The organism is Pseudomonas sp. BJa5 (genome assembly GCF_030272875.2).
Lineage (GTDB): Bacteria > Pseudomonadota > Gammaproteobacteria > Pseudomonadales > Pseudomonadaceae > Aquipseudomonas.
The window spans coordinates 110,733-125,467 of the sequence record NZ_JALRNG020000007.1; the positions used below are offsets into that span (position 1 = coordinate 110,733).

Consider the following 14,735-nt stretch of genomic DNA (forward strand, 5'->3'; position numbering starts at 1 on the left):
CGCCCTGTGCCCCGGTCAATCAGGCGGTGTTCGTGCGGGCGCGCTATCAGGCGCCCAGTTCGCGTACCAACGAATCGCGGGTGATCTCGCTGATGGACTTGGCGCCGGTGAGCACCATGGCCACGCGCATTTCCTTCTCGAACAGCTCCAGCAGGTTCTTCACCCCGGCTTCGCCAGCGGTGGCGAGGGCGTAGAGAAAGGCGCGACCGATCAGCACGGTGTCGGCGCCCAGGGCGATCATGCGCACCACATCCAGGCCGCTGCGGATGCCGGAGTCGGCGAGGATCTTCAGGTCGCCTTTGACCGCATCGGCGATGGCCGGCAGGGCGCGGGCGCTGGACAACACGCCGTCGAGCTGGCGACCGCCGTGGTTGGATACCACGATGCCGTCGGCGCCGAACTTCACGGCGTCCTTGGCGTCCTGCGGATCGAGGATGCCCTTGATCACCATGGGACCGTCCCAGAAGTCACGGATCCACTCCAGGTCCTTCCAGGAAATCGACGGGTCGAAGTTGGCGCCCAGCCAGCCGATGTAGTCGGCAAGGCCGGTGGGGTTGCCACGGTACTTGGAGATGTTGCCCAGGTCGTGGGGCCTGCCCAGCAAGCCGACGTCCAGCGCCCACTGTGGATGGGTCATGGCCTGCCAGACGCGACGCAGTGGCGCGTTCGGGCCGCTCATGCCGGAGTGGGCGTCACGGTAGCGAGCGCCGGGTACCGGCATGTCGACGGTGAACACCAGGGTAGTGACGCCGGCGGCCTTGGCGCGCTCCAGGGCGTTGCGCATGAAGCCACGGTCCTTGAGCACGTAGAGCTGGAACCACATGGGCCGGTCGATGGCCGGGGCGACTTCCTCGATCGGGCACACCGACACCGTCGACAGGGTGAAGGGAATGCCCTTGGCCGCGGCGGCGCGGGCGGCCTGGACTTCACCGCGACGGGCATACATGCCGGTCAGGCCAACCGGTGCCAGGGCCACCGGCATGCTCAGGGTCTCGTTGAACAGCGTGGTCTCGAGGCTCAGCTCGGACATGTTCTTCAGCACGCGCTGGCGCAGGGCGATGCCGGCCAGGTCTTCGACGTTGTGCCGCAGCGTGTACTCGGCATAGGCACCACCGTCGGCGTAATGGAACAGGAACGGCGGCAGCTTGCGTTGGGCTGCTGCGCGGTAGTCGGTAGAGGCAGAAATGATCATGAGCTCTCGCAGCGTCAGGTGAGAGGAGACAGTAGCCGGGCGCATTGCTACGCGCCCGGCCTCAGTCACTTTAGTGATGAACCAGCATGCCGGTCAGCCAATAGGCCTGGATCAGGGTGATCAAGCCGACGATGGTGGCGAAGAACAGGCTGTGCTTGAGGGTGAAGCGGAACAGGTCCGATTCCTTGCCGACCAGGCCGGTGGCCGCGCAGGCCACGGCGATGGATTGCGGCGAAATCATCTTGCCGGTCACGCCACCGCTGGTGTTGGCGGCGACCAGCAGGGTGTCGTTGACCCCGATCTGGTGCGCGGTGGTGGCTTGCAGCGAGCTGAACAGGGCGTTGGACGAGGTGTCGGAACCGGTCAGGAACACGCCCAGCCAGCCGAGGAACGGCGAGAAGAACGGGAACGCGGCGCCAGTGCCGGCCAGGACCAGGGCCATGGTCGAGGACATGCCCGAGTAGTTGGTGACAAAGGCGAAGGCCAGCACCATGCCGATGGACAGGATCGGCCAGCGCAGCTCGTAGAAGGTCTCCTTCAAAGTGGTCAGACCAGTTTTGAGATTGATGTTCAGTACCAGCATGGACAGCAGCGCCGAGAAGAAGATCGCGGTGCCGGTGGCGGAAATCGGGTCAAGCTTGAACACGGCCGGGATCGCGGTCGGAGTGGCGACGATCGGCGCGGACTTGATCACCAGTTGATCCAGGTGCGGGATGGCGAAGTTGAACACCCAGCTGTACATCGAGCCACCGGCGGCGAACATCGCCTTGAACGGCTTGAGGGTCCAGATGGTGACCAGCACGGTGAGGATCAGGAATGGCGACCAGGCCTTGAAGATCTGGCCCAGGCTGTACGGCGAAGGGTGGCTGCCACCGCCACTGACCATAGCGGCACCGACGCTGCCCTTGGCGCTGGCGAACGAATGCTTGGGCTGCCAGACCTTGAGGAACAGGGTCAGGGAAACCAGGCTGGCCAGGGCCGAGGTGATGTCCGGCAGCTCCGGGCCGATGAAGTTCGAGGTGAAGTACTGGGTCACGGCAAAGCTCAGGCCGGCTACCAGGGCGGCTGGCCAGGTCTCTTTGACGCCACGCAGGCCGTCCATCATGAACACCAGCCAGAACGGCACGAACAGCGACAGCAGCGGCAGCTGGCGGCCGGTCATGGCGCCGATGTGGAAGGCGTCGATGCCGGTCACCTGGCCCGCGACGATGATCGGGATGCCCAGGGCGCCGAAGGCCACCGGTGCGGTGTTGGCGATCAGGCACAGGCCGGCGGCGTACAGCGGGTTGAAGCCCAGGCCCACCAGCAGGGCGGCGGTGATGGCCACCGGGGCGCCGAAACCGGCCGCACCTTCGAGGAAGGCACCGAAGCAGAAGCCGATCAGCAGCACCTGCAGGCGCTGGTCATCGGTGATCGACAGCACCGAGCTGCGGATCACTTCGAACTGGCCGCTCTTGACCGTGAGTTTGTACAGGAACACCGCGGCAACGATGATCCAGGCGATAGGCCACAGGCCATAGGCAAAACCGTAACCGGCGGCGGCGAAGGCCATGTCGGCAGGCATCTGGAACGCGAAGATCGCCACCAGGATCGACAGGCCGAGGGTGATGCTGCCGGCGACGTGCCCCTTGAGGCGGAACACCGCCAGGGCGAGGAAGAAGAAGACGATCGGGATGACTGCCGCGAGTGCGGACAGGCCAAGACTACCAAGCGGACTGTAGAGCTGTTGCCAGGTTTGCATATGGGGTGGCCCCTAATTGTTGTTGGTCAGAGCACTGGCATTGGATAATTGGTAAGACCAATTTACAATGTCGAGGCGCTAGGTTAAAAGCCTCTTTGTGGGTGTGTCAATTTGTCCCGGCAAAACTTTTGTCGGGTGCGTGGCGGGCGAAGGGGGCTGGGTAGCAGGGAAATTTGCCAACTGATGGGTGTCGGCAGGGGGCGGATAGGCCAGAATAGACCGCCCCGAACGCACTCGGGATCGTGGAGAGCATGTGATGGTTTTTGATCAGGTCCGCCAACGCCGTTTGTCCGACGATATCGTCGAGCGGCTAGAGGGGATGATTCTCGAAGGCACCCTGACTGCCGGTCAGCGGCTGCCTGCCGAACGGACGCTGGCCGAGCAGTTCGGGGTGTCGCGACCGTCGCTGCGCGAAGCGATCCAGAAACTGGTGGCCAAGGGCTTGCTGGTCAGTCGCCAGGGCGGCGGCAACTATGTGGCCGAGTCACTGGGTTCGACCTTCAGCGATCCGCTGCTGAAACTGCTTGAAAGCAATCCGGAGGCCCAGCGCGACCTGCTGGAGTTTCGCCATACCCTGGAAGCGTCCTGCGCCTACTACGCCGCCATCCGCGCCACCGAGCCGGATCGCCTGAGGCTCAAGGCGGCGTTCGATACCTTGCAGGACTGCTACACCCGCTGCGGCGAGGTGGATCGGGCCGAGGAGGGCGCGGCCGATGCGCGCTTTCACCTGGCGATTGCCGAGGCCAGCCACAATGCCGTGTTGCTGCACACCATCCGGGGCCTGTTCGACCTGCTCAAGCGCAACGTGGTGACCAACATCGGCGGGATGTACAAGCAGCGTGCGGAAACCCGCGACATGCTGATCAACCAGCACCGCGAGCTGTACCTGGCGATTGTCGAAGGTCGCGCCGACGACGCGCGCGAAGTCTCCAGTCGGCACATTCTGTATGTGCAGGAAGTGCTCGATGAAGTGCGTGAGGAAGTGCAGCGCACGGCGCGGGCGGAGCGGCGCAGCGGGCGTTGAACGGATCGCGGGGCAAGCCCGCTCCTACAAGGTTGGCGATAACCCCGTAGGAGCGGGCTTGCCCCGCGATAGCGTCGCTTCAGACTGAAGTCAGTCTTCGCGGCCCTTGTTGCGAACCGCGCGCTGCAATTCGCGATCGGAATCACGCTCGCGCTGGGTGTCGCGCTTGTCGTATTCCTTCTTACCCTTGCCCAGCGCGATTTCGCACTTGATCAGGTGCTTGCTCCAATAGATCGACAAGGCCACACAGGTGTAGCCCTTCTGCTGGACGGAAGCGTGCAGACGCTCCAGCTCGCGACGATTGAGCAGCAGTTTGCGGGTGCGTGTCGGGTCGGCAATGACGTGAGTGCTGGCGGTGGTCAGCGGCGTGATATGGCTGCCCATCAGCCAGGCCTCGCCGTCCTTGAGCACCACGTAACTGTCGGTCAGGTGCGCCTTGCCGGCACGCAGACTTTTTACTTCCCAACCGGACAGGACCAATCCGGCCTCGAACTTGTGCTCGATGAAGTAATCGTGACGCGCCTTTTTATTCTGCGCGATGGTCCCTGTCGGATGTTTCGTTTGTTTGGCCATAGGGGCGGCATTATAGGCAGTCGTTGCGCTGTCGGCTACGGGGTTGCAGTGCGCTTGAGCCGTTGCGGTGAATCCCGGACAATGCGCGCTGATTTTTCTTGATGCGCCATGCGGCGCCCCTCGGCATTCTGGTTGTATTTGCCGCTCAGCTTTGGAAGTGACGCCTGGATGACTACCCATATTCAACGTTCGGCCCTGCTGCCTTATCCCGCCCAGGCGCTGTATGACCTGGTCAACGATGTTGCGCGGTATCCGGAGTTCCTGCCCTGGTGCTCGTCCAGCACCGTGCTGGAGGCCAGCGACACGCAGATGCGTGCCAGCCTGGAAGTGGCCAAGGGTGGCATGAGTCAGAAGTTCGTCACCCGCAATGCCCTGGTGCCCGGGCAATCCATCGAGATGAACCTGGAAGAAGGGCCGTTCAATCAACTGCATGGCCTTTGGATCTTCAAGCCCCTGGGCGAGAAGGCCTGCAAGATCAGCCTGGACCTGTCCTTCGATTATGCCGGGCCACTGGTGCGGGCGACCCTCGGTCCGCTGTTCAACCAGGCCGCCAACACCCTGGTCGACGCTTTCTGCCAACGGGCCAAGCAGCTCAATGTCTGAGCGCAGATTGCCGGTTGAAGTGGTCTACGCCACCGCCGAGCAGCAGTGGCTGCTGGCGCTTGACGTCGCCCCGGGCACAACGTTGCGCGAGGCGGTGCGCTTGTCGGGGATCGCCGGGCAGGTGCCGGGCCTGGATGTGGAAGCCTGCCCCCTGGGGATCTTCGGCAAGGTCGTCAGCGACGCCGAGCAACAGGCGGTGAGTGAAGGCGACCGGATCGAGCTGTACCGGCCTTTGCTGGTCGATCCGAAGGAGGTGCGCAAGCAGCGCGCCGCCAAAGTGGCGCGAGTGTTCAAGAAGGCCAAGCGGTAGCGCGCAGATACAAAAAAGCCCGGAATCTCCGGGCTTTTCTTTGCCTGTCGCCTGGGTGTTACGGCGAGGTTTCCAGTGGGGCAGGGGTCGGTACCGGGATGGTTTCGATGGTATCGACTTCCTTCTGGATCTTGTCTTCCAGGGAGCCAGGCTTGGCCGGCTTTTCCGGGGCAGGCTCGACTGGCTGGACCGCTTCGGCGGTGCCTGGCTGGGCCGGGGTAACGCTGGTGTCGCCGCTGCCGCCAAGGATTTCCTGGTCGCGGCTGACGCCCGGCATGAAGTCGCCGGACAGGCTGACCAGTTGGTCGTTGTCGTTGAAGAAGATGCTCATGCGCTCCTGCTGGCGCTGGCCACCACCAGGCTGCAGGCTGTACAGGTAATCCCAGCGATTGGTGTGGAAGGTATCCTGAATCAGTGGGTTGCCCATGATAAACCGTACTTGCCGACGGGTCATTCCGGGGCGTAATTGGTCTATCATATCTTGCGTAACGACATTGCCCTGCTGGATGTCAATTTTGTAAACCCCGGGAAACGAGCAACCGGCGAGTGCGAGCAGTCCCACGAGCGTGAGGCTGGTTAGCAAGAGCTTGGTGTTTTGCATCGGTGGGCGACTTCCACTATCTTGGCTGGACAACGTAAACCCCGATCATACCCGTATTCAGAGAAGCTGCGAAGCAGCATCGGCGAGAAAGCTGACCATGGTTGAAAATAGCGAACTGCGCAAAGCCGGTCTCAAGGTGACCCTGCCTCGAGTCAAGATTCTACAGATGCTCGACTCTACCGAGCAGCGTCACATGAGTGCCGAGGATGTCTACAAGGCGCTGATGGAGGCAGGCGAGGACGTAGGTCTGGCCACGGTCTACCGTGTTCTGACCCAGTTCGAAGCCGCAGGTCTGGTCGTGCGCCACAACTTCGACGGCGGTCACGCCGTATTCGAACTGGCCGACGGCGGCCACCACGACCATATGGTCAACGTGGACTCCGGTGAAGTCATCGAATTCTTCGACGTGGAGATTGAGAAGCGTCAGAAGGAAATCGTTGCCCAGCACGGTTTCGAACTGGTTGACCATAATCTGGTCCTGTACGTACGCAAGAAAAAGTAAGCAACACTTTCTTGCTGCGCAGCATCAAAGGCGACCCTGGGGTCGCCTTTGTGCTTTATGGCGGCGGGGTGGGCGTCAGGCCTTGTTGGTGACGACCATCTTGCGGGCGTGGGCCAGGGACTCCTTGGTCAGGTCGATGCCGCCCAGCATGCGTGCCACTTCTTCTACCCGCTCGCGTTTGCCCAGGCTGGCCACGGCCGTGTGGGTGGCGTCGCTGTTGCGCACCTTGTGCACGAACAGGTGGTGATGGCCTTGTGCAGCTACCTGGGGCAGGTGAGTGACCGTCAGTACCTGTCCGCGCTCGCCCAGGCGGCGCAGCAACTGGCCGACGATTTCGGCGGTAGGGCCGCCGATACCCACGTCCACTTCGTCGAAGACCAGCGTCGGAATGCGCGAGGTCTGGGCGGTGATGACCTGGATCGCCAGGCTGATGCGCGACAGCTCGCCACCGGAGGCGACCTTGGCCAGGCCCTTGAGCGGTTGGCCCGGGTTGGCGCTGACCAGCAGCTCTACCTGTTCCAGTCCGTGGGGTGACAGGTCGTCGCCCTCATTGCGGTGCAGCTCGATGCGCAAGCGCCCGCCCGGCATGCCCAGGCGCTGGATCTCCTGCTCGACCGCGCCGGCCAGCTGGCTGGCGGCCTGCTGGCGCAGGGCGCTGAGTTCGCCGGCCTTGTCCTGGTAATGACGGGCAAAGGCGGCCAGTTCTTCACCCAGGCGCTCGATCGACTCGTCATTGGCATTGAGGCCTTCGAGCTCTTCCATCAGGCGTTGTTGCAGGTTGGCCAGCTCGGTCGGGTGGACACGGTGCTTGCGGGCCAGGGTATAGATGCTGTCGAGGCGCTCTTCGAGTTGCTGCAGGCGCGCCGGGTCGGCGTCGAAGTGATCGAGGAAGCGGTTGAGCTCGCCCACGGCTTCTTCGACCTGGATCTGCGCGCTGGCGATCATGTTGGCGGCCTCGCCCAGTGCCCTGGGGGCATTCTGCACCGCGGTCAGGCGATTGAGGCTGGCGGTCAGGGCGTTGAGCACGTTGCCCGAATCGCTTTCGCTGCAGTGGTCGATCACCTGGCGGCAGATGCCGAACAGGGCCTCGGCGTTGGTCAGGTTCTTGTGTTCCTGCTCCAGCTGTTCCAGTTCGTTGTCGCCCAGGCCGAGGTTGTCGAGCTCTTCGAGCTGGTAGCTGAGCAACTGGTGCTGCGCCCGCTGCTCGTCGCCGGAATTGGACAGCCTTTCCAGTTCCTGGCGGGTCTGGCGCCAGCGCTGGGCAGCGAGCTGGACCTGGCGGGCCAGGTCGGTGGCGCCGGCATACTCGTCGAGCAGGCGGCGGTGGGTGTCGGTTTTCAGCAGCGACTGGTGCTCGTGCTGGCTGTGGATATCGATCAGCAGTTCGCCGACGGCCTTGAGGTCGCCGAGCGGGCAGGGCGTGCCGTTGATGTAGCCGCGGCTGCGGCCTTCGGCGGTGATCACCCGGCGCAGGATGCACGGGCCGTCGTTGTCCAGGTCGCGTTCGGCCAGCCAGGCACGGGCCTCGGGAATGTCGGCGAGGTCGAAGGTGGCGAGGATGTCGGCCTTGTCGGCGCCCGGGCGTACCACGCCGCTGTCGGCGCGATCGCCCAGGGTCAGGCCCAGGGCGTCGAGCATGATCGATTTGCCGGCCCCGGTTTCACCGGTGATGACGCTCATCCCGCGGGCGAGTTCGAGGTCCAGGTGTTCGACGATGGCGTAGTTGTGTACGGACAGGTGCACCAGCATTGGGGCGGCTCCCAGGCGTGAAGTCTGGTTATTTATACAGTGTTTTCAAATCCGCTGACAATGGCTGCGCTTAGTTCGATTCGGTTATCAGGGTGGGGTGCTGATCGCGATGGGTTATGAACGAATCTGCACGCCGCGCTTTCTACCCCTTGAACCTGGGTTTTGCGACCCCATATAGCCGGCAGAAGCGCGAGTACGCCTCGCTGACATTATTCGAGAGGAGAGATTTTATGGCTGACGAACAGCTGGATGAACAGAATCTGAACGCCGAAGCCACTGGCGCGCAAGAGCTGAGCGCCCGCGTGCAGGTGCTCGAAGAGCAGCTGGCGGCGGCCCAGGATCAATCCCTGCGCACTGCGGCCGACCTGCAGAACGTGCGCCGTCGCGCCGAACAGGACGTGGAAAAGGCACACAAGTTCGCCCTGGAAAAATTCGCCGGTGACCTGCTGCCGGTCATCGACAGCCTCGAGCGTGGCCTGGAACTGTCCAGCGCCGAAGACGAGAGCATCCGCCCGATGCGCGAAGGTATCGAGCTGACCCTGAAGATGTTCCACGACACCCTCAAGCGCTACAACCTCGAGGCCATCGACCCGCACGGCGAACCGTTCAACGCCGAGCACCACCAGGCCATGGCCATGCAGGAAAGCGCCGAGGTCGAGCCCAACAGCGTGCTCAAGGTGTTCCAGAAGGGCTACCAGCTCAACGGTCGCCTGCTGCGCCCGGCGATGGTCGTGGTCAGCAAGGCGCCAGCAGCGGTTTCGCCGTCGATTGACGAGCAGGCTTGAAATCGCTTCAGGCGTCCCCATCTAGGTGTCAAGCATTCAAGTATTACCGCAGTTAGCCACCACTGCTGCGGCAACCAAATTCAAGTTTCGGGAGAGTTAACATGGGCAAAATCATCGGTATCGACCTGGGGACTACCAACTCCTGCGTCTCGATCCTGGAAAACGGCAACGTCAAGGTCATCGAAAACGCCGAAGGCGCGCGCACCACGCCGTCGATCATCGCGTACGCCAACGATGGCGAGATCCTGGTTGGCCAGTCGGCCAAGCGTCAGGCCGTCACCAACCCGCACAACACCCTGTACGCGGTAAAACGTCTGATCGGCCGTCGCTTCGACGAAGACGTCGTGCAGAAAGACATCCAGATGGTTCCGTACAAGATCGTCAAGGCTGACAACAGCGACGCCTGGGTCGAAGTAAACGGCCAGAAAATGGCACCGCCACAGATCTCCGCCGAGATCCTGAAGAAGATGAAGAAGACCGCCGAAGACTACCTCGGCGAGCCTGTCACCGAAGCGGTCATCACCGTTCCGGCCTACTTCAACGACAGCCAGCGCCAGGCCACCAAGGATGCCGGTCGCATCGCCGGTCTGGACGTCAAGCGCATCATCAACGAGCCAACCGCAGCCGCACTGGCCTACGGCATGGACAAGGCCAAGGGCGATCACACTGTGATCGTTTACGACCTGGGTGGCGGTACCTTCGACGTGTCGGTGATCGAGATCGCTGAAGTCGACGGCGAGCACCAGTTCGAAGTACTGGCCACCAACGGTGACACCTTCCTCGGTGGTGAAGACTTCGACATCCGTCTGATCGACTACCTCGTCGACGAGTTCAAGAAAGAAAGCGGCATGAACCTCAAGGGTGACCCGCTGGCCATGCAGCGCCTGAAAGAAGCCGCTGAGAAGGCCAAGATCGAGCTGTCCTCGAGCCAGCAGACCGACGTCAACCTGCCGTACATCACTGCAGATGCCACCGGTCCGAAGCACCTGAACGTGAAGATCTCCCGCGCCAAGCTGGAATCGCTGGTCGAAGACCTGGTTCAGCGCACCATCGAGCCATGCCGCATCGCCATGAAGGACGCCGGTATCGACGTCAGCAAGATCGACGACGTGATCCTGGTCGGTGGCCAGACCCGTATGCCAATGGTGCAGAAGGCTGTTGCCGACTTCTTCGGCAAGGAAGCACGCAAGGACGTCAACCCGGACGAAGCGGTTGCCATGGGTGCTGCCATCCAGGGCGCGGTACTGGCCGGTGACGTGAAAGACGTACTGCTGCTGGACGTCAGCCCGCTGACCCTGGGTATCGAAACCATGGGCGGCGTGATGACTGCGCTGATCGAGAAGAACACCACCATCCCGACCAAGAAGTCGCAGGTGTTCTCGACTGCCGATGACAACCAGAGCGCTGTGACCATTCACGTGCTGCAGGGTGAGCGCAAGCAGGCTTCGCAGAACAAGTCCCTGGGCAAGTTCGACCTGGCCGAGATTCCACCAGCACCACGTGGCGTGCCACAAATCGAAGTGACCTTCGACATCGACGCCAACGGCATCCTGCACGTAGGCGCCAAGGACAAGGCCACCGGCAAGACCCAGTCGATCGTGATCAAGGCCAACTCCGGTCTGTCTGACGAAGAAATTCAACAGATGATCCGCGACGCCGAAGCGAACTCGGAAGAAGACCGCAAGTTCGAAGAGCTGGCCGCTGCCCGTAACCAGGGTGATGCACTGGTTCACTCGACTCGCAAGATGGTCGCTGACGCCGGTGACAAGGTCACTGCCGAAGAGAAGGCCGCGATCGAAGCTGCCGTCGTTGCGCTGGAAGTCGCTGTAAAAGGCGACGACAAGGCTGCCATCGACGCCAAGGTCGAAGAGCTGTCGAAAGTATCGGCTCCGGTTGCCCAGAAGATGTACGCCGAGCAGCAAGCCGAGCAGCCTCAGGGTGGTGCCCAGCAGCACGCTGAAGAAGCGAAGCACGACGACGTCGTCGACGCCGAGTTCGAAGAAGTCAAAGACAACAAGTAATTGCTACAGGTTGTCGGCCGGTTGACTGCTTTCTAGTGGTTGGCTGGTAGGATGTCGCCGCGCGGGGGCTTGCTCCCGCGTTGGCGTGTCTGGAATACCCGAATTTTTACAGCATTTGTCGTGCTTCCTGGAGGGGGTGAGGCAGGTGCTGGCGGCACCGCGCGATATGCGCAGAGGTTTGCCGAACGTCCTCAAGAGTGCAAAGACTTATGGCAAAGCGTGACTATTACGAAGTTCTGGGAGTTGAGCGCGGCTCCAGTGAATCGGACCTGAAGAAGGCCTATCGCCGTCTGGCGATGAAGCATCACCCGGACCGTAATCCTGATGACAAAGAGTCGGAAGAGAAATTCAAGGAAGCCAACGAGGCTTACGAAGTTCTTTCCGATGCCAGCAAGCGTGCCGCCTACGACCAGTACGGTCATGCCGGCGTCGACCCGAGCATGGGTGGTGGCGGTGCGGGCTTTGGTGGTGCGAACTTCTCCGATATTTTCGGTGACGTCTTCAGCGACTTCTTCGGTGGCGGCCGGGGCGGCTCGCGCGGTGGTGCCCAACGTGGCAGCGACCTGCGCTACACCCTGGAGCTGAACCTGGAAGAAGCTGTGCGCGGCACCACGGTAAATATCCGTGTGCCGACGCTGGTCAACTGCAAGCCGTGCGACGGCTCCGGAGCCAAGCAAGGCTCGTCGCCATCGACCTGCCCGACCTGTGGCGGTATCGGTCAGGTGCGCATGCAGCAGGGCTTTTTCTCGGTCCAGCAGACCTGCCCCCGTTGCCACGGCCAGGGCAAGATCATCACCGACCCGTGCAGCTCCTGCCATGGCGAGGGCCGTGTCGAAGAGTACAAGACCCTGTCGGTCAAGGTGCCGGCTGGCGTCGATACCGGCGACCGCATTCGTCTGTCCGGCGAGGGCGAGGCGGGCTCCCACGGCGGGCCGACCGGTGACCTGTACGTTGTGATCAACGTGCGCGAACACCCGATCTTCCAGCGTGATGGCAAGCATCTGTACTGCGAAGTGCCGATCAGCTACACCGATGCCGCCCTGGGTGGCGAGCTGGAAGTGCCGACCCTCGACGGTCGGGTCAAGCTGAAGATCCCGGAAGGCACCCAGACCGGCAAGCAGTTCCGTCTGCGCGGCAAGGGCGTGGCCCCGGTTCGCGGCGGTGGTGCCGGTGACCTGATGTGCCGGGTGGCGGTCGAAACCCCGGTCAACCTCAGTCGTCGCCAGCGCGAGCTGCTTGAAGAGCTGCGCGATTCGCTGGAAGGCGACAGTTCCCATTCGCCCAAGGCCAGTGGCTGGTTCGAGGGTGTGAAACGCTTCTTCGGCGACTTGTAAGAAGGAATAGGGCATGCGACGTATAGCGGTAATGGGCGCGGCAGGGCGCATGGGCAAGACCCTGATCGAAGCGGTGCAGCAGGCGCCGGGCGCTGGTCTCACGGCAGCGATCGATCGTCCGGACAGCTCCCTGGTGGGGGCTGATGCGGGCGAGCTGGCGGCGCTGGGCCGGATTGGCGTGCTGTTGTCCGACGATCTGGCCAAGGTGGCCGACGAGTTCGACGTGCTGATCGACTTCACCCACCCTTCGGTGACCCTGAAGAACCTGGCGTTCTGCCGCAAGGCGGGCAAGGCCATGGTTATCGGCACCACGGGTTTCAGTGTTGAAGAGAAGCAACTGCTGGTCGAGGCGGGCAAGGAAATCCCGATCGTCTTCGCCGCCAACTTCAGCGTCGGCGTCAACCTCAGCCTGAAGCTGCTGGACATGGCGGCGCGGGTGCTTGGCGATGACGTGGACATCGAGATCATCGAGGCCCACCATCGGCACAAGGTCGATGCGCCGTCGGGTACCGCACTGCGCATGGGTGAGGTGGTTGCCAATGCGCTGGGTCGCGACCTGGAGGAAGTGGCGGTCTACGGTCGCGAAGGCCAGACCGGTGCGCGTGATCGTCAGACCATCGGTTTCGCCACCGTGCGTGCCGGCGATGTGGTCGGTGATCACACCGTGCTGTTTGCCGCCGAGGGCGAGCGCCTGGAGATTACCCACAAGGCCTCCAGTCGCATGACCTTCGCCAAGGGTGCGGTGCGTGCCGCGCTGTGGCTGGACGGGCGCGAGCCTGGCCTGTACGACATGCAGGACGTGCTCGACCTGCGTTGATTGCAACACCCCTGTGGGGGCGGGCTTGCCCCGCGATTGCGGTGTACCAGGCACATCGCAATCGCGGGGCAAGCCCGCTCCCACAGAGCCCTCCCCATGCGCTCTGTCGCATTCCTGCGCCTTTCAGGCACATCAGTGGTAGACCAAAAAAGCGTTTTTCTGTAAGCTACAGCTTTAGTGTGTCCACTAAAAGCGCGCAGATAATTCGACGAAGAAAGCGGGGTGACGTGTCTATACGTCATTCCGCTTTTTTGCAACCTGCGATCGCCCCTTCAGGCTTGATTTACGGGAGGTCTTCTTGACTAAGCCAGCCATACTCGCCCTTGCCGATGGCAGCATTTTTCGCGGTGAAGCCATTGGAGCCGACGGTCAGACCGTTGGTGAGGTGGTGTTCAACACCGCAATGACCGGCTATCAGGAAATCCTGACTGACCCTTCCTATGCGCAGCAAATCGTTACCCTGACTTACCCGCACATCGGCAACACCGGCACCACCCCGGAAGATGCCGAATCCGACCGCGTCTGGTCGGCCGGCCTGGTGATTCGCGATCTGCCCCTGATTGCGAGCAACTGGCGTAACAAGCAGTCCCTGCCTGATTACCTCAAGGCCAACAACGTGGTGGCGATCGCCGGTATCGACACCCGTCGCCTGACGCGCATCCTGCGTGAGAAGGGCGCGCAGAACGGTTGCATCCTGGCTGGCGACAACATCAGCGAAGAAGCAGCAATCGCCGCCGCTCGCGGTTTCCCTGGCCTGAAGGGCATGGACCTGGCGAAGGTCGTCAGCACCAAGAACAGCTACGAGTGGAACTCCAGCGTCTGGGAGCTGAAGACCGACAGCCACGCGACCATCGACGCCGCCCAGCTGCCTTACCACGTGGTTGCCTACGACTTCGGCGTCAAGCTGAACATCCTGCGCATGCTGGTTGCCCGCGGCTGCCGCCTGACCGTGGTGCCGGCGCAAACCCCGGCCAGCGAAGTCCTGGCGCTCAACCCCGATGGCGTGTTCCTGTCCAACGGCCCTGGCGATCCGGAGCCATGCGACTACGCGATCCAGGCGATCAAGGACATCCTCGAAACCGAGATCCCGGTGTTCGGTATCTGCCTGGGTCACCAGCTGCTGGCCCTGGCCTCCGGTGCCAAGACCGTGAAGATGGGTCATGGCCACCACGGCGCCAACCACCCGGTCCAGGACCTGGATACCGGCGTTGTGATGATCACCAGCCAGAACCACGGCTTTGCGGTTGACGAAGCGACCCTGCCGGGTAACGTGCGCGCCATCCACAAGTCGCTGTTCGACGGTACCCTGCAGGGCATCGAGCGCACCGACAAGAGCGCCTTCAGCTTCCAGGGCCACCCTGAAGCCAGCCCGGGCCCGACCGACGTCGCGCCACTGTTCGACCGTTTCATCGATGCCATGGCCAAGCGCCGCTGAGCACCTGGCGAGAAGGCCCTGGACCGGTGCAAGCCGCGTTCAGGTGCC

At 62.6% G+C, this 14,735-nt stretch carries 14 protein-coding genes; 9 read left to right on the top strand and 5 right to left on the bottom strand.

From position 1 onward, the window contains the following. Positions 1-46: 46 nt before the first annotated feature. Together lldD and M2D63_RS06225 are read right to left on the bottom strand one after the other, a co-directional pair. Complete coding sequence (gene lldD, locus M2D63_RS06220) at positions 47-1,192, bottom strand: FMN-dependent L-lactate dehydrogenase LldD (RefSeq protein ID WP_285861950.1); 1,146 nt, start codon at positions 1,190-1,192, stop codon at positions 47-49. Positions 1,193-1,262: 70 nt separating this feature from the next. Next, positions 1,263-2,933 (bottom strand): lactate permease LctP family transporter, encoded by a 1,671-nt coding sequence (locus M2D63_RS06225; RefSeq protein ID WP_285861951.1) that lies wholly within the window; start codon positions 2,931-2,933, stop codon positions 1,263-1,265. A gap of 256 nt (positions 2,934-3,189) precedes the next feature. On the opposite strand from M2D63_RS06225, the gene M2D63_RS06230 reads away from it, so the two are divergent. Further along, entirely contained in the window at positions 3,190-3,957 is a 768-nt protein-coding gene (locus M2D63_RS06230) for a GntR family transcriptional regulator (protein WP_285861952.1), read from the top strand. Between the two features lie 90 nt (positions 3,958-4,047). On the opposite strand, the gene smpB is transcribed toward M2D63_RS06230, so the two are convergent. Continuing rightward, positions 4,048-4,530, bottom strand: a complete 483-nt coding sequence (gene smpB / locus M2D63_RS06235; protein WP_285861953.1) for an SsrA-binding protein SmpB — start codon at positions 4,528-4,530, stop codon at positions 4,048-4,050. Between the two features lie 168 nt (positions 4,531-4,698). Here smpB and M2D63_RS06240 point away from each other — a divergent pair, with 168 nt between their 5' ends. Continuing rightward, positions 4,699-5,133 carry a type II toxin-antitoxin system RatA family toxin gene (locus M2D63_RS06240; protein ID WP_285861954.1) on the top strand — a complete coding sequence of 145 codons (435 nt, stop codon included), beginning with the start codon at positions 4,699-4,701 and terminating at the stop codon, positions 5,131-5,133. Continuing rightward, the gene (locus M2D63_RS06245; protein WP_285861955.1) at positions 5,126-5,443 is read left to right on the top strand and encodes an RnfH family protein; all 318 of its coding nucleotides are present in this window, start codon (positions 5,126-5,128) and stop codon (positions 5,441-5,443) included. The genes M2D63_RS06240 and M2D63_RS06245 overlap by 8 nt, the downstream gene beginning before the upstream one ends. Positions 5,444-5,501: 58 nt before the next feature. On the opposite strand, the gene M2D63_RS06250 is transcribed toward M2D63_RS06245, so the two are convergent. Beyond that, the gene (locus M2D63_RS06250) at positions 5,502-6,044 is read right to left on the bottom strand and encodes an outer membrane protein assembly factor BamE (RefSeq protein WP_285861956.1); all 543 of its coding nucleotides are present in this window, start codon (positions 6,042-6,044) and stop codon (positions 5,502-5,504) included. 97 nt (positions 6,045-6,141) lie between these two features. On the opposite strand from M2D63_RS06250, the gene fur reads away from it, so the two are divergent. Continuing rightward, positions 6,142-6,546 carry a ferric iron uptake transcriptional regulator gene (gene fur, locus M2D63_RS06255; protein ID WP_285861957.1) on the top strand — a complete coding sequence of 135 codons (405 nt, stop codon included), beginning with the start codon at positions 6,142-6,144 and terminating at the stop codon, positions 6,544-6,546. Positions 6,547-6,621: 75 nt separating this feature from the next. On the opposite strand, the gene recN is transcribed toward fur, so the two are convergent. Further along, a complete protein-coding gene (gene recN / locus M2D63_RS06260) occupies positions 6,622-8,295 on the bottom strand; it encodes a DNA repair protein RecN (protein WP_285861958.1) in 1,674 nt (557 codons plus the stop codon). Between the two features lie 230 nt (positions 8,296-8,525). Between recN and grpE the strand changes: the two genes are divergently transcribed. The 5 genes from grpE (at position 8,526) to carA (ending at position 14,687) form a co-directional block, all read left to right on the top strand. Then, complete coding sequence (gene grpE, locus M2D63_RS06265; RefSeq protein ID WP_285861959.1) at positions 8,526-9,080, top strand: nucleotide exchange factor GrpE; 555 nt, start codon at positions 8,526-8,528, stop codon at positions 9,078-9,080. A 101-nt stretch (positions 9,081-9,181) separates the two neighbouring features. After that, the gene (dnaK, locus tag M2D63_RS06270) at positions 9,182-11,101 is read left to right on the top strand and encodes a molecular chaperone DnaK (RefSeq protein ID WP_285861960.1); all 1,920 of its coding nucleotides are present in this window, start codon (positions 9,182-9,184) and stop codon (positions 11,099-11,101) included. Positions 11,102-11,310: 209 nt separating this feature from the next. Then, positions 11,311-12,435: a molecular chaperone DnaJ gene (gene dnaJ / locus M2D63_RS06275; protein ID WP_285861961.1), complete on the top strand. Its 1,125-nt coding sequence runs from the start codon at positions 11,311-11,313 to the stop codon at positions 12,433-12,435. Between the two features lie 13 nt (positions 12,436-12,448). Beyond that, a complete protein-coding gene (gene dapB, locus M2D63_RS06280; protein ID WP_285861962.1) occupies positions 12,449-13,252 on the top strand; it encodes a 4-hydroxy-tetrahydrodipicolinate reductase in 804 nt (267 codons plus the stop codon). A gap of 298 nt (positions 13,253-13,550) precedes the next feature. Continuing rightward, a complete protein-coding gene (gene carA / locus M2D63_RS06285) occupies positions 13,551-14,687 on the top strand; it encodes a glutamine-hydrolyzing carbamoyl-phosphate synthase small subunit (protein WP_285861963.1) in 1,137 nt (378 codons plus the stop codon). The last annotated feature ends 48 nt before the right edge of the window (positions 14,688-14,735 follow it).

What these genes read in the sequence shown, in the direction of transcription:
- M2D63_RS06225 (WP_285861951.1), bottom strand. Translation starts at nt 2,933, where the DNA reads ATGCAAACCTGGCAACAGCTCTACAGTCCGCTTGGTAGTCTTGGCCTG.
- dnaJ (WP_285861961.1), top strand. Translation starts at nt 11,311, where the DNA reads ATGGCAAAGCGTGACTATTACGAAGTTCTGGGAGTTGAGCGCGGCTCC.
- recN (WP_285861958.1), bottom strand. Translation starts at nt 8,295, where the DNA reads ATGCTGGTGCACCTGTCCGTACACAACTACGCCATCGTCGAACACCTG.
- grpE (WP_285861959.1), top strand. Translation starts at nt 8,526, where the DNA reads ATGGCTGACGAACAGCTGGATGAACAGAATCTGAACGCCGAAGCCACT.
- M2D63_RS06240 (WP_285861954.1), top strand. Translation starts at nt 4,699, where the DNA reads ATGACTACCCATATTCAACGTTCGGCCCTGCTGCCTTATCCCGCCCAG.
- dnaK (WP_285861960.1), top strand. Translation starts at nt 9,182, where the DNA reads ATGGGCAAAATCATCGGTATCGACCTGGGGACTACCAACTCCTGCGTC.
- M2D63_RS06230 (WP_285861952.1), top strand. Translation starts at nt 3,190, where the DNA reads ATGGTTTTTGATCAGGTCCGCCAACGCCGTTTGTCCGACGATATCGTC.
- lldD (WP_285861950.1), bottom strand. Translation starts at nt 1,192, where the DNA reads ATGATCATTTCTGCCTCTACCGACTACCGCGCAGCAGCCCAACGCAAG.
- M2D63_RS06250 (WP_285861956.1), bottom strand. Translation starts at nt 6,044, where the DNA reads ATGCAAAACACCAAGCTCTTGCTAACCAGCCTCACGCTCGTGGGACTG.
- dapB (WP_285861962.1), top strand. Translation starts at nt 12,449, where the DNA reads ATGCGACGTATAGCGGTAATGGGCGCGGCAGGGCGCATGGGCAAGACC.
- fur (WP_285861957.1), top strand. Translation starts at nt 6,142, where the DNA reads ATGGTTGAAAATAGCGAACTGCGCAAAGCCGGTCTCAAGGTGACCCTG.
- M2D63_RS06245 (WP_285861955.1), top strand. Translation starts at nt 5,126, where the DNA reads ATGTCTGAGCGCAGATTGCCGGTTGAAGTGGTCTACGCCACCGCCGAG.
- smpB (WP_285861953.1), bottom strand. Translation starts at nt 4,530, where the DNA reads ATGGCCAAACAAACGAAACATCCGACAGGGACCATCGCGCAGAATAAA.